At 38.6% G+C, this 20733-nt stretch carries 18 protein-coding genes; 13 read left to right on the top strand and 5 right to left on the bottom strand.

Annotated elements, in window-relative coordinates:
* Positions 1–671 precede the first annotated feature (671 nt).
* Together N784_RS09320 and N784_RS09315 are read left to right on the top strand one after the other, a co-directional pair.
* The gene (locus N784_RS09320; protein ID WP_036834377.1) at positions 672–1241 is read left to right on the top strand and encodes a DUF4256 domain-containing protein; all 570 of its coding nucleotides are present in this window, start codon (positions 672–674) and stop codon (positions 1239–1241) included.
* A gap of 68 nt (positions 1242–1309) precedes the next feature.
* Positions 1310–1573, top strand: a complete 264-nt coding sequence (locus N784_RS09315; RefSeq protein ID WP_036834375.1) for a hypothetical protein — start codon at positions 1310–1312, stop codon at positions 1571–1573.
* An 86-nt stretch (positions 1574–1659) separates the two neighbouring features.
* On the opposite strand, the gene N784_RS09310 is transcribed toward N784_RS09315, so the two are convergent.
* Positions 1660–2850 carry a coenzyme F420-0:L-glutamate ligase gene (locus N784_RS09310; RefSeq protein ID WP_036834374.1) on the bottom strand — a complete coding sequence of 397 codons (1191 nt, stop codon included), beginning with the start codon at positions 2848–2850 and terminating at the stop codon, positions 1660–1662.
* Positions 2851–2959: 109 nt separating this feature from the next.
* On the opposite strand from N784_RS09310, the gene N784_RS09305 reads away from it, so the two are divergent.
* From N784_RS09305 to N784_RS09255, 11 genes are all read left to right on the top strand, one after another.
* Positions 2960–3853, top strand: coding sequence for a LysR family transcriptional regulator (locus N784_RS09305; protein WP_036834373.1), 894 nt, complete (start codon positions 2960–2962; stop codon positions 3851–3853).
* A 110-nt stretch (positions 3854–3963) separates the two neighbouring features.
* Entirely contained in the window at positions 3964–4680 is a 717-nt protein-coding gene (locus N784_RS09300; protein ID WP_036834372.1) for a DsbA family oxidoreductase, read from the top strand.
* Positions 4681–5157: 477 nt separating this feature from the next.
* Positions 5158–6483: a hemolysin family protein gene (locus tag N784_RS09295; protein ID WP_036834371.1), complete on the top strand. Its 1326-nt coding sequence runs from the start codon at positions 5158–5160 to the stop codon at positions 6481–6483.
* A 15-nt stretch (positions 6484–6498) separates the two neighbouring features.
* Positions 6499–9138, top strand: coding sequence for a cation-translocating P-type ATPase (locus N784_RS09290; RefSeq protein WP_036834370.1), 2640 nt, complete (start codon positions 6499–6501; stop codon positions 9136–9138).
* Between the two features lie 247 nt (positions 9139–9385).
* Positions 9386–9724 carry a zinc ribbon domain-containing protein YjdM gene (locus N784_RS09285; RefSeq protein WP_036834369.1) on the top strand — a complete coding sequence of 113 codons (339 nt, stop codon included), beginning with the start codon at positions 9386–9388 and terminating at the stop codon, positions 9722–9724.
* A 192-nt stretch (positions 9725–9916) separates the two neighbouring features.
* Positions 9917–10810 carry a LysR family transcriptional regulator gene (locus tag N784_RS09280; protein ID WP_036834366.1) on the top strand — a complete coding sequence of 298 codons (894 nt, stop codon included), beginning with the start codon at positions 9917–9919 and terminating at the stop codon, positions 10808–10810.
* Between the two features lie 247 nt (positions 10811–11057).
* A complete protein-coding gene (locus N784_RS09275; RefSeq protein ID WP_036834386.1) occupies positions 11058–11783 on the top strand; it encodes a beta-ketoacyl-ACP reductase in 726 nt (241 codons plus the stop codon).
* 15 nt (positions 11784–11798) lie between these two features.
* Positions 11799–13007 (top strand): acetyl-CoA C-acetyltransferase, encoded by a 1209-nt coding sequence (locus N784_RS09270; RefSeq protein WP_036834364.1) that lies wholly within the window; start codon positions 11799–11801, stop codon positions 13005–13007.
* Positions 13008–13048: 41 nt separating this feature from the next.
* A complete protein-coding gene (locus N784_RS09265; RefSeq protein ID WP_232306001.1) occupies positions 13049–14668 on the top strand; it encodes an acyl CoA:acetate/3-ketoacid CoA transferase in 1620 nt (539 codons plus the stop codon).
* 37 nt (positions 14669–14705) lie between these two features.
* A complete protein-coding gene (locus N784_RS09260; protein ID WP_036834361.1) occupies positions 14706–15926 on the top strand; it encodes an MFS transporter in 1221 nt (406 codons plus the stop codon).
* Positions 15927–15958: 32 nt separating this feature from the next.
* Positions 15959–17071, top strand: coding sequence for an alpha/beta fold hydrolase (locus tag N784_RS09255; RefSeq protein WP_036834384.1), 1113 nt, complete (start codon positions 15959–15961; stop codon positions 17069–17071).
* Between the two features lie 61 nt (positions 17072–17132).
* Here N784_RS09255 and N784_RS09250 read toward each other — a convergent pair whose 3' ends face one another.
* Genes N784_RS09250 through N784_RS09235 form a run of 4 tightly spaced genes read right to left on the bottom strand, consistent with a single transcriptional unit; the run spans position 17133 to position 20728 of the window.
* The gene (locus N784_RS09250) at positions 17133–17954 is read right to left on the bottom strand and encodes a metallophosphoesterase (RefSeq protein WP_036834359.1); all 822 of its coding nucleotides are present in this window, start codon (positions 17952–17954) and stop codon (positions 17133–17135) included.
* A gap of 1 nt (position 17955) precedes the next feature.
* Positions 17956–18930, bottom strand: a complete 975-nt coding sequence (locus tag N784_RS09245; protein ID WP_036834358.1) for an ABC transporter ATP-binding protein — start codon at positions 18928–18930, stop codon at positions 17956–17958.
* Positions 18923–19909: an ABC transporter ATP-binding protein gene (locus tag N784_RS09240; protein ID WP_036834356.1), complete on the bottom strand. Its 987-nt coding sequence runs from the start codon at positions 19907–19909 to the stop codon at positions 18923–18925. Before N784_RS09240 ends, N784_RS09245 begins: the two co-directional genes overlap by 8 nt.
* 9 nt (positions 19910–19918) lie before the next feature.
* Positions 19919–20728, bottom strand: coding sequence for an ABC transporter permease (locus N784_RS09235; RefSeq protein ID WP_036834355.1), 810 nt, complete (start codon positions 20726–20728; stop codon positions 19919–19921).
* Between the last annotated feature and the right edge of the window lie 5 nt (positions 20729–20733).

Here is a 20733-nt window from a genome sequence, read left to right as displayed (position 1 = left end):
AGTTACTTAACTTTTCCCTCTACTCGATTAATTCTATTAAATTGTATAAGTAATGCGCCCCACAAAGTTGTTGCACAATTTGAGTTCAAGTATAGGACAATTCGCTTTATATCAAATGTGGATTTAGAATTCGCCTTTTCAAAAAATCACCCTATATATAATATTAGGTTTAGGGGCAAATAGTTATAAGAAAAATTATAGATAAAGAGGCTTCGACAAAACAAGTGGAACAAAAGTATGTTGGTTCACCATCTCAAGATGTTAGTGCAGGAACTCCAGGTCTTCATCAGGGTAGTAGTAGCCTATTAGAATATTTAAAAGGATCACTTAGTGATGAATACAATTTGTTACATCCCAATATGCCTAATCCTGAAAAGCCAGAGTATGTGCTTTAGGAAAGTCAACTTGAAAAAGAATTTGCTACGTTAGACGGTAAGGTGCTTCTTATTGGTCATTCCTTGGAAGGTTCAGTTTTGCTGAAATATCTTTAGATGAACATAATTTCAAAAATGGATTACCCCAACTAATCGACGATATTAACGGGTTGTAAATCATTGTTGAACAACCTGCACGAAGGAATGATTTTCAAAAGATTGAACAAACTTTGATAAAAACAGGAGAAAATAGCTGAGTTATAGCAAATTTCACTACAATGAGAAAGAGGGAATAACATGACAAAGAGCATTAAAAAAGAATTGTCATCAGAACAACGTGAAGAATTACTCAAAGTATTGGAAGCCCGTTTCGAGAAAAACATGCACCGTCATCAAGGTGTTGAATGGACTAACGTTCAAGCGAAACTAGATGCGAATAGTGACAAGCTGTGGTCGCTCAATGAAATGGAAATAACGGGTGGTGAACCGGACGTTTTTGACTATAATGAAGAGAAGGATGAATATGTTTTTTGTGATTGCTCAGCAGAAACCCCTAAAGGTCGCAGAAGTGTTTGTTATGACCGTGAAGCGCTAGAGTCTAGAAAGAAACATAAACCAGAAAATAATGCGATGGATATGGTAACTGCCATGGGCATTGAGTTGTTAACAGAAGAGCAATATCGGGCGTTGCAAACACTTGAAGAATTCGATAAGAAAACGTCGAGCTGGGTGCAAACGCCTTCTGATATTAGAGAACTCGGTGGTGCCCTTTTTTGTGATTACCGCTTCGGCCATGTATTCGTGTATCACAATGGTGCGGAATCCTATTATGCTGCGAGGGGCTTTCGTGGTTTGCTACGGGTTTAGATGTTGCGCAGATAGCTGAGTTTGAGAACGGATAATTAAATACTAAAAGGGCGTGTTTTGGGGAGAAAATGGTTGAATTACGAGAAAGCACATTGGAGGTAAGTGTAGGGAAGAAGGAAAAGCACATAAGAGGAAAAGGGAAAGTGGAAAGTAAGCATAGTGTGCATGAACATATAGAACAAGGTATCCTCACTTTAGAAGAAAGAATGACAGAGTTGGACCAAAAGCTATGGGAAGCAGAAGACGTAGAGTTATTACAACAATTATATAAAGAAAAGGAAGACTTAGAGAAGGAGTGGGAAAAACTATATGATCAGTTAGAAGATGCATAAGAAGTGTTCCCAAGATGGTGAGGATGAACGTTTAAACAAAGACCTGCAAGGAATTCAGAATTTCCTACAGGTCTTTGTAATTTTCTTTATTTCGTATAGTTATCAAAATATCCTTGGATGAAGATGATTGGTGTTCCTTTATCACCGCTTCCTGAAGTTAAATCAGAAAGAGAGCCAATAAGGTCTGTTAATTTTCTCGGAGTTGTACCTTGAGCTTCCATTGCTCCGACAAGGTCATCTTCTTTATTGTTAATAAACTCTGTTATCGCTTCTTGTAATTGCTCGCCTTCTAAATCAGCAAAGTTGTTATCCGCTAAATATTTTAATTTTACTTCATTTGGCGTGCCACTAAGTCCAGTGGTGTAGGCAGGAGAAACAACAGGATCTGCTAGTTCCCAAATCTTTCCTACGGGGTCTTTGAAAGCGCCGTCTCCATATACCATTACTTCTACTGTTTTTCCAGTCTTTTCTTTCAACATTTGCTGGATGTTATCAACGATTGGTTGACAACTGTGCGGGAATAGTTTCACATTATCTTCTGTTGCTTTGTTGGAACCAAGCAAACCGTAGTCTTCGTTATAGCCGCTTCCATCAATGGATTCAGATAAAATGTCATCTAAGTTGTACACTTTTTCAGCACCGTGTTGTTGCAAAATACGCTTAGTGCGGAATCTCGTGTGAATGTCACAAGTGAGGACGCTCTTGGTGTAATCTAAGATCGTTTTCGCATTGTTAGAGAAGATGACCTCGCATTCAACACCGTGCTCTTCAATAATAGACTTGTAATAATCGATGTAATCTACGCCTGTAAATGTATGCTTGTTATAGCCGAAATGCTCACGAAATTGTTGTTCTGTTAACACATCTACCCAAGGATTCACTCCTTTTTCATCGAGTCTGTCTATGTCAACTAAATGATTGCCTACTTCATCAGAAGGATAACTAAGCATTAAGACAATTTTTTTGGCCTTTTTCGCAATGCCGTGAAGGCAGTTTGCAAAGCGGTTACGACTTAAAATTGGGAAAATCACACCAATTGTATCGTCGCCAAACTTTGAATGAACGTCTGTTGCAATATGATCCATTGTTGCGTAGTTTCCTTGTGCGCGCGCCACAATGGATTCTGTAATCGTTACGATATCTTTATCATGGATTTGAAAGCCTTCCACTTCAGCAGCGTGTAATACACTGTCTACAACGATTTGTTCAATCTGGTCTCCTTCATTAATAATCGGGCAACGTAACCCTCTTACAACAGTTCCTACTACTCTTTCCAATTGAATCGCTCCTTAATAGCTTGTAAATACATGCATGCTTTTACTATACATTGTAAATATGATATAAGTGAAGTTAATATATCTAATAATACATATTAGGGGAGTTTATATGATAAGTAAATTAGATTTATATAAAGTTTTTCATGTTGTAGGAAAAAGTGAAAGCTTCTCTAAAGCGGCCAAAGAGTTATACATGACGCAATCAGCTGTAAGCCAAGCAATGATGCAATTAGAAAGGGAGCTAGATACTCGTTTGTTCAACCGAACTTCTAGAGGAGTGAACTTAACCAATGAAGGCAGCCTTTTATTCGAATATGCTCATTCCGCCATTAATTTAATTGATGCGGGAGAAGAGAAGATGATAGAATTCAAAAGGTTAGCAACTGGTGAATTGAAGATTGGGGTAGGGGATACTATCTCGAAGTATTTTTTATTACCTTATTTAGAAACTTTCCATAATAAGTTCCCTAACATTAAGTTGAAAATTGTAAACGGAACGACGGATGAATTAATTGCTGTTTTGAAATCAGGAAAAGTAGATATCGTCATTTGTAACTTTCCCATTGATGATCCAACGTTGGAATTACGACCTTGCTTCGAAATTCAGGACATCTTTGTTTACGGGGATAAATATAAAGAGCTTTTGTCTAAGCGTCTCCGCATAGAGGAATTAGTAAACTTACCGCTCATTTTCTTGGAGCCGAAGTCTAACTCAAGGAAATATGTGGAGGACTATTTGCTATCAAAAGGGATTAGGATTTCGCCTGAATTTGAACTAGGCTCCCATGATTTGTTACTTGAATTCGCCAAAATTAATCTAGGTATTGCTTGTGTAACGAAAGAGTTTTCTCAAGAATACCTTACGACTGGTGAGTTATATGAAGTACAATTAACGGAGGAAGTTCCGAAAAGGGAAGTAGGGATATGCTTTTTAAAACGTGTCCCGCTTTCGTCTGCTTCTAGTAAGTTCGTGGAGTTAATTGAAGCGGTTACGTGTGATTGATAGGGTGCAAACGATGTGTACTCCGGAAAAAAAAGAGCAATTCTTTTTACACAAGTACGTCCCTTCATTACTATAAAAGGGAATAACTTATTAGAAAGGGAGTAGAGTGGATGAATATTAAAGTATGGTCTGATTTTGTGTGTCCTTTCTGTTATATTGGCAAGCGTCGTTTAGAAGAAGCATTACAGCAGTTTCCGCATCGAGAAGAGGTGCAGATTGAATTTAAGAGTTTCGAATTAGATCCACAAGCACCGAAAGATACTGACATGACAGAGGCAGAAATACTATCCAAAAAGTATGGTGTTAGTGTAGAGAAGGCAAAGCAAATGACGGAGCAAGTAGCGCAACAAGCAGAAGCGGTAGGGCTTGTGTTTGCGTTTGAGACGATGATTCCGACAAATACGTTTGATGCACATCGTTTAGCGAAGTTAGCTAAGGTGAAAGGGAAAGAAGCGGAAATAACGGAGAAATTGTTCTATGCCCATTTTACAGAGTCTAAGCATATCGGTGATGTGGAAACGTTACTTCATATAGCTGATGCAGTTGGATTAGATCGGGAAGAAGTAGAGCACGTGCTTCATAGTCCGGATGAGTATGCAAGTGATGTGCGTGAGGATGAGAAGAGGGCTCATGCAATTGGCGTTCAAGGCGTTCCATTTTTTGTTGTAAACGATAAATATGCTATTTCTGGCGCTCAGCCGGCAGAATCGATTGTGAAAGCACTACAACAAGCTTGGGAAGAAGCGCATCCGCAAGAACTTCAGCATCTAACAGGAGAAGGCTCCGCTTGCATGGATGGACAGTGTGACGTTCCAGAAAAGGAGTAATAGGATTGTAAAAGCATCTACGGGAAATGGTATCCTGTTGATGCTTTTTTGCTTTACGTTTTGTTTACCATGAAGGGAGAAGACTTCTTTCGGTTAAACGTTAACATCACTAATGTACAAAACAATTAAAATAGGCATTCTTATTTTCAGATTTTACAACAGTAATGTGAATCAAACGTTTGATCAAGTTGGTTCATTGAAGGGGAAATAAGGTATTTAAAGAAGGTGCTCTGCAAATGAAGGGGGCCTTTTTTATAGGTAGTCTTTGGAGTGTGCTCGTGGAGAGCACACTCTTGAAGTGGAATTTAACTGTGCTCTCCTGCATAGATATATTCGGATTTTCAATATGGAGTCTGGTGTAAGTTCTTGTCACAAAAAGTTACCAATAAAATTTCGCATGATATGTGATTAAAGTGGGAATATCTATTTTGATGTGGCAAAATATAGACATAGGACGTTAAAGGGAAAGGTGTATGGATGGATAATATTATTGTTTCAATTATCATTCTGTTGTTCTTGATTGTAGTAAATGGCGTGTTTGCGATGACGGAGATTGGCATTGTGACCTCTCGTAAAATTAGGCTTCAGCAATTGGCGAAATCGGGAAATAAGCGAGCGAGAACGGCTTTATATTTATCTGAGCATTCGGAGGACCTTCTTTCAACAATTCAGATTGGTATTACGTTAATTGGTGTTATTGCTGGTGCTTTTGGTGGGGCGGCAATTGCCGATGATTTAGCGATTTATTTGGACCGATTTGCGTTATTGCGTCCGTGGAGTACAGAGATTAGTATGGCTGTAGTTGTTGGGCTGACGACTTTTTTAACCCTCGTAATTGGGGAGCTTGCGCCTAAGCAGATTGGGCTAACGAATCCAGAGAAAGTAGCGGTTGCGGTTGCTAAGCCGATGTATTTATTTTCGAAGATTGGTAAACCGATTAGTTGGGTGCTCAATCGTTCAACGAATATCGTTCTAAAGGTGCTAGGTGTAAAGACATCGAATGAGCCAGATGTAACGGAAGAAGAAATTCAGCACATGGTCGAGCAAGGCGTGCATAGTGGTAGTATTGAGCAAATTGAACATGAAATGGTGGACCAAATATTTTATATGGGTGATCAAAGACTTAGTAACATTTTGGTGCCTAGAACGCAGCTAACATGGATTGATGTGGAAACGGATTTCGAAGAGAATATGCGTTTAATAAGTGAAAGTGTTCATTCGAGGTTCCCTGTTGGGAAAGGAAGCTTAGATCATTTCCTTGGTGTTATTCATACGAATCGGGTGTTTGCGAAGCAGTTAAGTGGCGAGGATTTTTCCATTGAGGATTGTATTGAAGAAGCATTAGTGCTACCTGAACATGTGAAAGTATTCCAAGCTTTAGAGGCGTTGAAGGCGTCTAGTTATCATGAAGCGGTTGTTGTGGATGAGTATGGCGGAGTGGAAGGGTTTGTAACACTTTATGATTTTATGCAAGTCATTGTTGGTGAAATACCTGATGCTGTAGGGAAGCAAGCGGAAGCGAAAATTGTTCAACGTGATGAAGCTTCTTGGTTTGTTGATGGTCAATTATCCATTGATTCGTTTCTTCGATATTTTGCACTAGAGGATGATTTAATGGAAAGTACTGCGTTCCATACACTTGGAGGATTTATGACGAATGAATTAGGGGACACGCCGAAAGAAGGGGATACGATTAATTTGGAGAGATTACAATTAGAAGTTGTTGATATGGATCATGTTCTTGTTGATAAGCTCTTAGTAACTTTAATCGAAACAGATAATGAAACCGAGAATGATGCATAAGCGAGGAGAATGGATATGAAATATTATCAACAAAGTGAAGCAGATATACTAAACACAATCGATTCTACTGAGCAAGGTTTATCCAGTAAGGAAGTGCAAGTGCGATTACAGCGTGATGGTTATAATGAGCTTGAAGATAAAGAGAAAGTGCCTACTTGGAAACTGTTCTTAGAAACGTTTAAAGATCCGATGGTTGTGGTGCTTTTGGCAGCGGCAGGCGTGCAAATTATCATTGGTGAAATCGTCGAGTCGTTGATTATTTTTCTTGTGTTGCTTATTAACTCTATCATTAGTGTAGTACAAACGCGGAAAGCAGAAAGCTCACTCGAAGCGTTAAGAGATATGTCAGCTCCTGAAGCGAAAGTGATACGAGATGGGGAAAAGCAAACGATTGCAGCGAGGGAGCTAGTTCAAGGGGATGTGGTGTACCTCGAAGCTGGTGATTACGTTCCAGCTGATGGTCGTGTGTTAGAGAGTGGCTCGTTGAAGGTGAATGAAGGAATGTTAACAGGGGAGTCAGAAGCAGTAGAGAAGTCGCCTGAAGCCATTGAAGGAGAAGTAGCACTCGGTGATCAGCGTAATATGGTGTTTAGTAGTTCCCTCGTTGTATATGGTCGCGGCACGTTTATCGTAACTGGAACAGCGGAGAAAACAGAGGTTGGTAAAATTGCTAATATGCTTTCACAAGCAGAGCAAAAAGAGACGCCTTTGCAACGTAAGTTAAATGATTTTAGTAAGAAGCTTGGTATTGGTATTCTCATTCTTTGTATTCTTATTTTCGCGGTTCAAGCAGCACGAATTTGGTTTGGGGGCGGAGAAGCAGATACGGCAACGGCCTTGATTGATGCCCTTATGTTCTCGGTAGCGATTGCGGTTGCTGCGATACCTGAAGCGTTGCAGTCAATTGTAACGATTGTGCTCTCTGTTGGAACGAACAAGATGGCGAAGCAGCATGCCATTATTCGTAAACTTCCTGCTGTAGAGACTTTAGGTTCTACGAGCATTATATGTACAGACAAGACAGGAACATTAACGCAGAATAAAATGACAGTTACGGATCACTTCTTACCTTTAAATAAAAAGGAACGCTTACCAGAAGACGAAAAGGAGTGGGACGAGGCGGAGCGATTATTAGTCCAAATTGCTACCCTTTGTAATGATTCTTACATTAATCAAGATCATCAAGAGGTAGGAGATCCGACAGAGGTTGCTCTCATACATTTCGCTAATAATCATACAGCAGGATATGAACAACTGCGAGATCGTTACCCGCGTATAGCAGAATTGCCATTTGATTCAGAGCGTAAGTTAATGTCGACGTTGCATCAGATGGATCAAGGCGTTATGATGCTTGCTAAAGGTGGTCCTGATGTGATGTTTCGCCGGGCTAGTTATGTGTTAATCGATGGGGAGGAACAACCATTTACTGAGGAAATGCTCGATCGTTTTGAAGGGGCGAACGAGGAATTCTCAAATCAAGCATTACGTGTATTAGCGTACGGTTACAAACGCTTGCCAGCAGGGACCTCACAAATGAACCATGATGATGAGCAAGACTTTGTATTGGTTGGTTTAACGGCAATGATGGACCCGCCACGAGATGCAGTGTACGGTTCCATTGAACAAGCAAAGCAAGCTGGCATTCGTACCATTATGATTACCGGCGATCATAAAACGACTGCGCAAGCGATTGGTCGTGATATTGGGTTAATGGGAAATCAAGATATCGCCGTTACAGGGAAAGAGCTAGATAACATGTCAGCGGAAGAATTAGAACAGAAGCTGGATAAGATTTCTGTATATGCTCGGGTATCGCCAGAAAATAAAATACGGATTGTCCGTGCTTGGCAAAAACGTGATGCAGTTACAGCGATGACGGGTGATGGGGTGAATGATGCACCAGCTTTGAAGCAAGCAGATATTGGTATTGCGATGGGAAGTGGTACCGACGTTGCCAAAGATGCCTCGGCGATGATTTTAACGGACGATAATTTCGTTTCGATTGTCAATGCCGTACAAGTAGGGCGTACCGTATTTGATAATATTAAGAAAGCGATTGGCTATTTATTTGCAGGTAATTTAGGCGCTATCCTGGCAATTTTGTATGCGGTTATCTTTAACTTACCGAATCCATTCACCGCATTACAGTTGTTATTTATTAACCTTGTAAATGACTCACTGCCTGCCATTGCTTTAGGAGTGGAGAAGTCTGAACCGAATGTCATGGAGCGCAAACCACGTCCTACTGATGAAGGAATCTTTGCAGGGGGGACGCTCCAAGCTGTGTTAACGAGGGGAATAATCATTGCGATTGCTGTAACGGTTTCCTTCTATATTGGCTTGTCACACTCTGATGAAATGGGCGTTGCAATGGCCTTTACGACATTGATTTTATCAAGAACGCTCCAAACATTTGCTGCACGATCCAATACGCAGTCAGCTGTAAGCATTGGCTTGTTTAGTAATAAATACGTGATTGGTGCTGTTGCCCTTGGGTTTGTCTTGTATGGCATTACCGTTTTACCATTTGCGCGTGGTGTATTTAATATCCCAGAAGCATTTGGTGTTACGGATTGGCTTGTTGCTACTGGACTTGCTCTCGGAGCAGTGATACTAATGGAAATTGTGAAAGTTGTGCGGTATCGCAAAGGCTAATAAACAGTTGAATAAAACCATGCAAAGAGGACATTGATTCTAGTAGGTTTCAATGTTCTCTTTTGACATTAGCTCACCTTCTGTCTATTCCCAAGCTCACTTTATTTGCCGCACCTAAATGAAGAGGAATAGTACCTGTTCCAGTTGGCAGAGGAGTGTAACAGTTCCTTCAGAAGAGTTAAGTAATATTTGATATAATGAAGTTGTAAACTCTATTAAATCGAAAATATTGGAGGAATTTAGCGCAATGTTTGAAGTACCGAATTGTCCAAAATGTAATTCAGCATATACGTATGACGATGGCAGCCTATTTGTTTGTCCGGAGTGTGCTCATGAGTGGAGCTTAGCAGATGCAACTCCATCAGAAGAGGAGAAAGTGGTGAAAGACGCCAACGGCAATGTGTTAAACGATGGTGATGCTGTAACCGTAATTAAAGATTTGAAGGTAAAAGGTAGCTCTTCCGCTGTGAAAAAGGGAACGAAGGTCAAGAATATCAGGTTGGTGGATGGCGATCACGACATTGATTGTAAAATTGATGGCTTTGGTGCGATGAAATTAAAGTCTGAATTCGTTAAAAAAGCATAAGTAAAAAAAGGAAAGGCTAACTGCGAAGAAGGAAATAAGCAGCTAGCCTTTTCTTATTGTTAAAAAGCTGTGAATCTTAGCTAAGAAGTCTCTTTGCCTGTTCGAACAATGGTAAAATAGCAAATAAAGTTATCCTATCTTAAAAAAACATGAATGAACCGCACTATATTAAAGAATGGTGGAGAATTAAGTATGGATATTAGAGAATTAAAGTATTTCACTCAAGTAGCTAAAGAAAAAAATTTCACAGTAGCTGCTAGAAACTTGCATATTTCACAGCCTGCTTTAAGTAAAACGATTAAAAATCTAGAGCATGAGCTAGATATTCAATTGTTCGATCGATCAGATAAAGAAATTAAATTAACAGAGATGGGGGAGTTTTTTTTCATTCAAGCGGATGGTATTCTGCAAGCATTTGATTCACTTAAAGGAGCATTATATGACAAAAGTAAATTAAATAAAGGTGAGATCATTGTTGGTCTTCCACCAGTTATAGGAACGAGCATTTTTGTAAACGTATTAACGTCCTTTAGAGAGAAGTACCCTGATATCACTTTACACATTGTTGAAAACGGTGCAAAAATGGTGGAACACAACTTGCAGAAAGGCTTGATTGATATAGGTGTTGTTATTTCCCCAGTAAATGAACAACAATTTGAATATATTCCAATTATGAAAGATGAGAGTGTATTAATCGTTCATGAGAATCATTGGTTATCGGAGTTAGAGTCGGTCACTTTTGATGACTTGAGGGAAGAAGAGTTTCTTTTATTAGATAAGACGTTTATGCTCCATCATCATATTATTAATCGTTGTGTCGAATCTGGATATAAGCCGAACATCGCCTTTGAGAGCTCACAATGGGATTTTCTCGTTGAGCTTGTAGCGCAAAATCAAGGCATCTCGATATTGCCAAGACCAATTTTAGAGCGTGTAGATACTCCGCATATTCGTACAATACCTTTTAACTTTCCGCCTTTACATTGGGATGTAGGTTTTTTGTTAAACAGAGACCAATATGTAACCCATGTCATGAAAACATTTATAGATCACTCTATCAAATTGGTTAGACAATCAACATCTTAGTAATGGCTGCTCATTTATAGCAGCCATTTTTTAATGCGATAGTACTATAATTTATAGTTATAGTTGTTAGAACAAATAAGTATTATACATACACGTCATATAGGCCTACAATTATAATTAATAAAGGTTAACTTTTATTGAAAGCGCATTCCATAGAGGCGCGTGATTGATATAGGAATTCTTATCTAGGCTATTATGTAAAGCATTAATTATTGTAATATTTTTATTATTAAGAGGAGTGGAAATGATGAAACGATTGCAGGATAAAGTAGTTGTCGTCACTGGTGGAGCTCAAGGTCTTGGGAAAGCAATGTGTGAACATTTTGCGAATGAGGGCGCAAAAGTTGTATTTTCAGTAGATTTACAAAAAGGGGATTTAACTGCGGATAACGTACGACATGCAGAAATAAATGTAACGAAATCTAATGAAATTGAGCAATTTGTGCACAAAGTGGAAGAAGAATTTGGCCATATTGATGTACTTGTAAACAATGCAGGTGTTACTAGAGATTCATTAGTACAAAAGATGGACGATGAGATGTGGGATCTAGTAATTGATATTAACTTAAAAGGTGTATTCAATATGACAAAAGCGATTGCTCCACTAATGATGGAGAATGGCAAAGGTTCTATTGTAAATATTTCATCTGTTGTAGGCCTTTACGGAAATATTGGACAGTCCAATTATGCGGCGACAAAAGCTGGGGTAATTGGTTTGACGTATACATGGGCGAAAGAGTTTACGCGTAAGGGAGCGGCTGTTCGTACGAATGCGATTGCACCAGGCTTTATTGAAACAGATATGATGAAAACAGTTCCAGAGAAAGTACTACAACCATTGCGTGAACAAACGCCGTTAAAACGATTAGGACAACCGGAAGAAATTGCGAAAGCAGCGTTATTCTTAGCAAGTGATGAAGCAAGCTTTGTAAACGGACATGTTCTTTCTGTAAATGGTGGATTAAGACTATAAAAGGTGGTTTCATTTATGTCAAAAGTATATATTATCGACGCAAAGAGAAGCGCAATAGGATCATTTCTAGGTACACTTTCTCCCTTATCTCCTAGTGAATTAGCAGGGCAAGTAATGAAGAATATGATGGAAACGAACAATATAGATGGTACAAAAGTAGATGAAGTCATTCTCGGTAACGTTCTATCAGCAGGTCAAGGTCAAAACGTAGCTAGGCAAGCAAGTATAAAAGCCGGTTTACCAGAAACAGTACCTGCTTACACAATGAATATGGTATGCGGAAGTGGCATGAAATCATTAATGACAGCATACAGCACAATAAAAGCAGGCATGGCTAATGTAATGTTTGTTGGTGGTGTGGAAGTCATGTCACAGGCTCCTTTTGTTACGTCACCACAAGTAAGAACTGGTAAGAAAATGGGCCAACTGCAATTAGAGGATAGCATTATTCAAGATGGTTTGACAGATGCGTTTCATCAATATCATATGGGGATAACAGCAGAGAATATTGCTGAAAAACATCAGATTACTAGAGAAGAGCAAGATCGTTTCGCAATGAAATCACAAGAGCGTGCTATTAAAGCGAATGATAGTGGCCGTTTTGCAGACGAGATTGTACCAGTGGAAATCAAGGACCGTAAGAAAAACGTACGAATCTTTGATAAGGATGAGTACCCAAATTATTCGACTTCTATAGAAAAGTTAGGCAGTTTAAGGACTGCATTTAAAAAAGATGGGACAGTAACAGCTGGGAATGCGTCTGGTATTAATGATGGAACAGCTATTTTACTTGTAGCATCTGAAGAAGCGGTAAAACAATATGATTTACAACCGCTAGCGGAAATTGTTGCCGTTGGTCAAGGTGGAGTTGATCCGTCTGTAATGGGACTAGGACCAGTGAAAGCAATTGCCGATCTATTTAAGACAACGCATATTCAACCAGAACAAATCGAGCTAATGGAATTAAATGAAGCGTTTGCATCTCAATCTATTGGTGTCATCAAAGAGTTACAAGAAAATCATGGTTGGACAGAAGAGTGGATGGATGCCAACGTCAACGTAAATGGTGGTGCGATTGCTTTAGGTCACCCGTTAGGAGCGTCAGGCGCACGTATTATTACGACACTCATCCATGAGATGAAAAAGCAATCTTTACAATATGGACTAGCTTCCTTGTGTATAGGTGGAGGCATGGGTACAGCGGTAGTAGTGAAGATGGTTTAATGTAATAACTCTTTAATGGAAACGATTATAATGAGACGATCATGAATATTAAAGGTGTGATGATAACAATGAAAGAGACTATTCAATTTGTTTCTGCTCAAGAAGCAGCGAATTATATTCAAGCTGGAGATACCATAGGCGTAGGTGGATTTATTGGAACAGGTGTTGCAGAAGAAATCCACATGGCGATCGAAAATAAATATATCGAGACAAGCACACCAACGGATTTAACACTTGTTTATGCTGCTGGTATCGGTGACGGAAATGGTGCATCAAAAGGATTAAATCATTACGCTCATGAAGGGTTAATCAAACGAGTAATTGGCGGGCATTGGGGTATGGCCCCCCGCCTCACTCCCCTTGTGGAAGCGAATAAAATTGAAGCATACAATTTGCCTCAAGGTGTTATAAGTCAGCTAATTCGTGAAGGAGCAGCAGGTCATCCTCGCTTAATTTCTCACGTTGGATTAGGAACATTTGTTGATCCTGATCTTGATGGTGGTAAATTAAATGATGCGACGAAAGAAGATATTGTGGAGAAAGTACAGTTTGATGGACAAGATTATTTAGCGTATAAGACTCATCCTATTGACGTGGCTATTTTAAAAGGAACAGTAGCAGATGAAAAAGGGAACATAAGTCTTGAAAATGAACCTTTAACGCTAGATGTCCTTTCCTTTGCGATGAGCGCAAAAAATAATGGTGGTAAAGTAATTGTGCAGGTAGAGAAGGTTGTGAAAAATGCCTCCTTAGATCCTAAATCGGTTCATATACCACACGTCTTAGTAGATGCAGTAGTAGTAGCCGAAAACATAGAAAATCACATGCACACGTTTGGTACACAATTTAATGAAGCTTTTATTCGAAGCAATTTAGTTGTAGATAGTAAGCAAGAAATTTATCCATTAAATGTTCGTAAAGTAATTGCTAGACGTTGTGCAATGAGTTTAGATTCATCTATGAAAGTGTTGAATTATGGTATTGGTGTCCCAGAAGTGGTAGCAAATGTATTAAATGAAGAAGGACAAGAAGAACATTTTACTCCGACGATTGAGCCAGGTATTTTCGGTGGTACGCCAGCAGGCGGTTTAGACTTTGGTTGTTCTGTAAATCCGGACGCAATTATAGATGAAGCATATATGTTTGATTTTTATGATGGTGGTGGCTTAGATATTGCTTTTCTAGGCTTAGCGCAGTGTGACAATGCCGGAAATGTAAACGTATCCAAATTCGGTCCGAAGATTGCCGGGTGTGGTGGTTTCATTAATATTACTCAAAACGCGAAAAAGCTTGTATTCTGTGGTACTTTTACAGCTGGCGGACTAAAGACAACTGTAGAAGATGGGAAATTAACTATTCTTCAAGAAGGTAAAGTGAAGAAATTCATGGATAATGTTGAACAGATTACTTTTAGTGGTGAAGTAGCAAAACAGAATGAAAAGCCTGTTCTGTATATAACAGAGCGTGCGGTGTTTGAATTACGTCAAGAAGGTCTTACGTTAATTGAAATTGCTCCAGGAATTGATTTGGAAAATGATATTTTAGCACACATGGATTTCAAGCCAGTGATTAGTAAAGATTTGAAACGAATGGATGAAGCAATATTTAATGAAGGTCCTATGGGTTTAACGTTTCAAGAGAAAGAACTGGCTATGCAGTAAAGGGTGAACAATATAATAATGGATAGGGGACAGTGCTATGAGCGAAACGGTACAGAAGTCTGGTGTGAGAGCGTATATAATTGAAACAATTATGTTCTTAACGTATGCCTTCTTTGCAGTGAGTTGGATTGCGGGAACGACATTAACACCACAAATTATGGAGCATTTTAATTTAACAAACTTCTCATCAGCAACATTTATCTCTAATGCGATAACCATTGCGAAGATTGTTGGGAACTTATTGGCAGCATGGTTTTTAGTCAAGTTACGTCCGAAGAAAGCTATTGCATTTGCATCATTACTCATTGTATTAGGAAGTGGCTTAGGGGTATTTGCAACAGAGTATTGGATGTTCGTCGTAACTCGTTTCATTATGGGATTCGGTGGAGCATTGTATATCGTTTACTTTGGACCAATTGTCATTCGTTACTTCGATGCCAAGCGTCGATCTACGATAAATGGCATTAACGCAGCAGCGTATAATGTTGGTAGTATTATAGCAATGGTGGTTGTCACTCCTGTATTTATGTGGTTAGCTTCTTGGCAGCAAAGTTTACTATTCTTCTCAGCTTGTAGTTTGTTATTGTTTGTATTGTGGATGTTTTTTGGAGAAGATTTCGAGATTAATAAATCCACTAATAGCAATGAAGCAGTAGAAGATTATACGTTTAAAGACGGATTGAAAGATAAGTTTAACTACGTTTTTCCTTTCACGTATGCAGGGCTTTTGTTGTTATACATCGTAATTCTAACAATCTTCCCTGTGTCTGATAGTGCGGCTATTGATCCAAAAACGTTAAGTACAATAGTAGCGGTTGCCGGTGTAATCGGAACAGTGGCTGGAATTATGGTTTCGAAAAAGGTTACGAAGCGTTTGCCTATTATTCGCTGGGCTGGCCTAGCTATGACTATATCAGCTACTTTTATGATGATGACCTCCTCAGGGGCGGTAGCACTTATTATGGCTGCGCTTGTAGGGTTCTTCATGTTCTTACCAATGACAGCGCTTGTAACGATACCACAGGAGCTTCCAAACATGACACCTACTAAATTAACGCTTATTATGGGCTTCTTCTGGTCATTTGCTTACATGTTTGAAACAGTTGCTTACTATTTTGTCGGAGTACTTATTGATTTATCTGGTTTCCAAGCAGGTTTATACTGTGCAATATTGTTAAGTTTATCCTTCTTTATTGGTTCTTTCTTATTACCTGAAACAGGAAAGTCGAAAGAAATCAAAGAAGAAATGGCTAGCTAATATTATATGAAAAGGGGTCTTTACAAATGGATATGAATCGTGTAGAGAAAAAACAATTTACCATTGATCGTTATACGTTGGAAAATGGAGCGACTATCCCCGTTACACTAGGATATGAAACATATGGAGAATTAAACGAAGATAAATCGAACGTTGTATTAGTAGCACATTATTTTAGTGCTTCAAGTCATGCAGCAGGTAAGTATTCTCCAGAAGATGAAGCGCCTGGGTATTGGGATCACTTAATTGGTCCGGGCAAAGCAGTGGATACGAATAAATATTTTGTTATTAGTACGGATAATTTAGCGAATGTACAAGAACATAATCCACATGTAATCACGACAGGTCCTAGATCGATTAATCCAGAAACAGGTGAAAGATGGGGGATGGATTTTCCTGCCTATACATTCCGTGACGTAGCAGGCATTCAACACGAATTCCTAACGAAGCAGTTAGGTATTGAGAAGTTACATGCTGTAATGGGAGCTTCGGCTGGTGGGTTTATCTCACTTAACTGGGCTGTACATTATCCGGATATGGTAGAACGACTTATTGGGGTTATCACGAATCCTCAGAATCCAGTTATCACATCATTTACCGTATTACAACAGGCGATGCGTGCAATCGAATTAGATCCGAAATGGCAAGGTGGTAATTATGCTGACGGAGAAGGTCCTGATGAAGGTCTTTACCTAGCCATTCAAATGATGAATGCTGGAGCTTTCACAGCTGAATTATATGAAGAAACATACAAACGTAATAGTAATGAACAAGAACCTTATCAAGATATTCGTGTCAAAACAAGCTATGAACAACAATTGTATGATGCTATTAAAGCAGGAGCACCAGCCCTCGACGCCAGTCATTGGTATTATACGTGTCGGGCAACAATGATGCATGATATTGCTCACGGGATCGGTACATTAGAAGATGCGTTACAACGAATCCAAGCAAAAGTACTAATGGTTTCGTGTACACGCGATTTGCTACAGCCTACTGTTTTCAATCGCCAAATGGTTGATATACTAAAACAACAAGGAAAAGATGCAGAATTAGTTGAAATAGAAAGCTTAAAAGGACATATGGCTGGTGTTCTTGATGGACACCTGTTCAGTGAAGATGTAGAACGTTTCTTAAATAAATAATGAAAAAACAAGAGGCTATTCCGAAGTGAACATGTTCACTTCGGAATAGCCTCTATTGGATTTAAAGAGAGATAGTTAGTAAAGCATTTTGTATTTCTTCTTTAACATGCTGTGAATGGATCCATTGTTTACGGTATCCTAATGAATTATTAATGTAAGTGGTTTTGTCTATTTTAAACGTTTTACGAAAATGAACATGACCTGATATAGCATATTTAATACTAGAGCTATATTTCTTAATAAGCTCTCCATATTTAGGGCTTCCTAAAAAAGCATTGAAATAGCTCCATGTATGATCTGGTGTTGGTACAATAAAATTGGAGTGTGGAACAACATGAGTAACTAAGATAATATTTTTAGATTCATGTAGTTTAATTTGTTTCTCGAGCTTTTGTTGGAATAAGGTTTGAAGCTCAGGATAGGTCATATTCCAGTTCGTATAGTGTTTATCTTTCCACACACGTTCATTAAGTGTCATTTCTTCTAATTGATTGATAGAAAAAGAAGAATCAGCAAATTTATAATCGTACCACCCTATGTCTCCTATAACAACCCAATTATCTGATAGAGAGAAAGGGGATTTCGTAAGGTTATCAGAATACGACTCTAAGCATTTATAAATGTCCCATGTTCTCATATTCGGGTGATGAATATTCCATAAATCATGATTTCCTGGTACGAATAAGCAGGGAATATTTAAGCTTGATTTTAATTGATTTAAGGCATGAAGAGATACTTGATAATCATTGGCAAGGTCACCTGCTAAAATGAGGGCATCTAACTTTTTTTGTTTTGAAATAGTAACTAATGCTTCTATAACAGACGTTTCTGTAGCTTGGTCGTTCATGTCAATATGTAAATCCGCTAAGACACCAATAATCATTTTATTCCTCTCCCTTCATTGCAAAGTGACAAGCACTAACATGGTTCTCCCTTATTGTTTGTAACGTAGGTTGTGCTGTTCTGCATAAGTCAGTTGCAAGAGGACAGCGTGTGTGAAACGTACACCCAGTAGGTGGTGATTCTGGGTTAGGAACTTCTCCTTGTAATATAATTCTTTCTTTTTGTTTGCCAATCGTTGGAATGACGGATAATAACGCTTTCGTATATGGGTGGGTAGGATGATAAAAAAGTTCATCAACATTACCCATTTCTACGATTTTACCAAAGTACATCACAGCAACCTTGTCACAAAAATAGTGCACTACGTGTAAGTCGTGAGATATGAATATATAGGTTAAATCAAATGATTGTTGTAAATCCTTCATTAAATTTAATATTTGTGATTGGACACTTACATCAAGGGCAGAAACCGGTTCGTCAGCGATAACAAGTGTTGGATTGAGCATAAGAGCTCTTGCGATACCTATTCTCTGACGTTGTCCGCCGCTTAGTTCATGAGGAAAACGATTCGCGATATCCGGCGTGAAACCAACAAGTTGTAGAATATCTTCTATTTTTTTCTTTCGATTAGATTTGTTTCCTATCTTATGAATACGAAGTGGTTCTTCCAATATTTTGCTTATACGGTGCCTTGGATTTAAGGAAGCGTAAGGGTCTTGAAAAATCATTTGTACATTGCGATGATATTGTTTTGTTTTATTCATTACATTCATAGTGGATCCATTTTTATCATGATATTGAATAGATCCACTTGTTGGTGAGAGTAAACCTGCTATCATTTGACCAGTTGTAGATTTTCCGCAACCACTCTCTCCAACAATTCCTACAGATTCTCCTCGGTTCACAATTAAGTTAATATCATCTACTGCATGAATCCACTTCTTTTCCATTAGCTTCTTAGAAGGGATGGGATAGTCTTTTTTTAGATTGGATATTTCAATTAATGGTTCAGCCACTAGTTGTTCCTCCTTTTTCAGACAAGAAACAGTGAACGACATGTGTCTTCGATATTTGAATTTGACTCGGATGATGAGTTGTACAATGTTCTGTAACATGAGGACACCTTGAAGAGAATCTACAATTTTGTCCACGATCATGTATGCCTGGCACGGTACCAGGTATTGAGTAAAGTCGTTCTTTTTTCTTCTCAGGAAGCGGTAATGACTGGATTAACCCTTTCGTATATGGGTGCTGGGGATTATCAAATAATTCTTGTACAGTTGCTTGCTCTACTATCTCACCAGCATACATAACAAATACTTTATCGCATAGATCATGAACAAGACCAAGATCATGGGATATAAATAAAATAGATGTTCCTTCTTTTTTGTTAAGCTCTTTCAATAAGTCAATTATTTGAGCTTGAATAGTAACATCCAATGCAGTTGTTGGCTCATCAGCTATAAGAAGAGTAGGGTTGCAAACAAGCGCCATCGCAATCATTACTCTTTGTCTCATACCGCCAGAAAGCTCATGTGGGTATTGATAGATTAGTTTATCGGCCCTAGATAACCCTACTTTGGTTAATAAGTCGATTGCATAGGTTTTTGCTTTAGCTTTAGGGTATTGTAAATGTAATTTTATAGATTCTATAAGTTGGTATCCGATTGTTAAAACAGGGTTTAGAGATGTCATTGGATCTTGAAAAATCATTGCCAATTGATTGCCGCGTAATTTTCTCATTTCTTCGGGTGATAATGATTGAAGCTGTTTAGAAGAAAGAGTGATTTCTCCTTTTGTCCATTTGGCTTGATTCGGTAATAATCCCATTATTGCTAGAGATGTCATGCTTTTTCCGCACCCTGATTCACCTACAAGACCTACTATTTCTCCTTTGTTTATATTAAAAGAAATATTCTCAAGCACAGGGAATGTCCCTTTAGAAGATTTTATATTAACTTCTAGGTTGTTCACATTTAACACAGATTCACTCAATTCAAACACCTACTTTCTAGGATCACGTAATTCTCGAATACCATCTCCGAGTAAGTTAAAACCTAATACAGTAATAGTGATAAATATACCAGGAGCTAATGTATACCATGGCGCTTTCGTGATATAACTTTGTGCTTCATTTAACATTCTTCCCCAACTAGGGTCTGGTGGTTGAACTCCTAATCCTAGATAACTTAAACCAGCTTCTGCGAGAACTGCACCAGCAAAACTCATAGAAGCTGCTACTATAATTGGAGAAAGAACATTAGGTAAAATGTGTGTGAATATAATCGAAACATGACTAGCTCCCATTCCATTAGCAGCTTTAACAAAATCGAATTGCTTATATTGAATGAATCCGCTTCTGGCGATTCGAGCGAAACCGGGTATAGACATAATCCCAAGAGCTATAGTCGTATTTGTTAAACTAGATCCAAATACCGTAATAAACATTAACGCTAATAAAATGCCTGGGAAAGCCATCATAGCATCCATAATTCTCATGAATATCTCGTCAATCCATCCACCGACGTAACCTGCTATGGCACCGATGATTGTTCCACCTATTCCTCCGATAGATACGGCAGTAAATCCAACTAAAAATGCCGTTTGAGATCCTTGCATAATTCTACTCAAAATATCTCTTCCGAAGTTATCTGTTCCAAAGGGATGTTCAAGACTAGGGGGTAAAAAACGATCTTCTACTACCATATAATTTACTTCATAAGGTAGATAAAAGAGGCTAATAATCATTACAAGGAACAAAAAACTAACAAACGTAGCACCTATTTTAAGTTGAATGCTTTTTGTGTTTAACATTTCAT

It is taken from the genome of Pontibacillus litoralis JSM 072002, assembly GCF_000775615.1.
Classification (GTDB): Bacteria; Bacillota; Bacilli; order Bacillales; family BH030062; genus Pontibacillus; species Pontibacillus litoralis.
Note: the sequence above shows the minus strand (reverse complement) of the source record. Positions and strands in the feature narration are given on the sequence as shown.

What these genes read in the sequence shown, in the direction of transcription:
- N784_RS09320 (WP_036834377.1), top strand. Translation starts at nt 672, where the DNA reads ATGACAAAGAGCATTAAAAAAGAATTGTCATCAGAACAACGTGAAGAA.
- N784_RS09315 (WP_036834375.1), top strand. Translation starts at nt 1,310, where the DNA reads ATGGTTGAATTACGAGAAAGCACATTGGAGGTAAGTGTAGGGAAGAAG.
- N784_RS09305 (WP_036834373.1), top strand. Translation starts at nt 2,960, where the DNA reads ATGATAAGTAAATTAGATTTATATAAAGTTTTTCATGTTGTAGGAAAA.
- N784_RS09300 (WP_036834372.1), top strand. Translation starts at nt 3,964, where the DNA reads ATGAATATTAAAGTATGGTCTGATTTTGTGTGTCCTTTCTGTTATATT.
- N784_RS09295 (WP_036834371.1), top strand. Translation starts at nt 5,158, where the DNA reads ATGGATAATATTATTGTTTCAATTATCATTCTGTTGTTCTTGATTGTA.
- N784_RS09290 (WP_036834370.1), top strand. Translation starts at nt 6,499, where the DNA reads ATGAAATATTATCAACAAAGTGAAGCAGATATACTAAACACAATCGAT.
- N784_RS09285 (WP_036834369.1), top strand. Translation starts at nt 9,386, where the DNA reads ATGTTTGAAGTACCGAATTGTCCAAAATGTAATTCAGCATATACGTAT.
- N784_RS09280 (WP_036834366.1), top strand. Translation starts at nt 9,917, where the DNA reads ATGGATATTAGAGAATTAAAGTATTTCACTCAAGTAGCTAAAGAAAAA.
- N784_RS09275 (WP_036834386.1), top strand. Translation starts at nt 11,058, where the DNA reads ATGAAACGATTGCAGGATAAAGTAGTTGTCGTCACTGGTGGAGCTCAA.
- N784_RS09270 (WP_036834364.1), top strand. Translation starts at nt 11,799, where the DNA reads ATGTCAAAAGTATATATTATCGACGCAAAGAGAAGCGCAATAGGATCA.
- N784_RS09265 (WP_232306001.1), top strand. Translation starts at nt 13,049, where the DNA reads ATGAATATTAAAGGTGTGATGATAACAATGAAAGAGACTATTCAATTT.
- N784_RS09260 (WP_036834361.1), top strand. Translation starts at nt 14,706, where the DNA reads ATGAGCGAAACGGTACAGAAGTCTGGTGTGAGAGCGTATATAATTGAA.
- N784_RS09255 (WP_036834384.1), top strand. Translation starts at nt 15,959, where the DNA reads ATGAATCGTGTAGAGAAAAAACAATTTACCATTGATCGTTATACGTTG.
- N784_RS09250 (WP_036834359.1), bottom strand. Translation starts at nt 17,954, where the DNA reads ATGATTATTGGTGTCTTAGCGGATTTACATATTGACATGAACGACCAA.
- N784_RS09235 (WP_036834355.1), bottom strand. Translation starts at nt 20,728, where the DNA reads ATGTTAAACACAAAAAGCATTCAACTTAAAATAGGTGCTACGTTTGTT.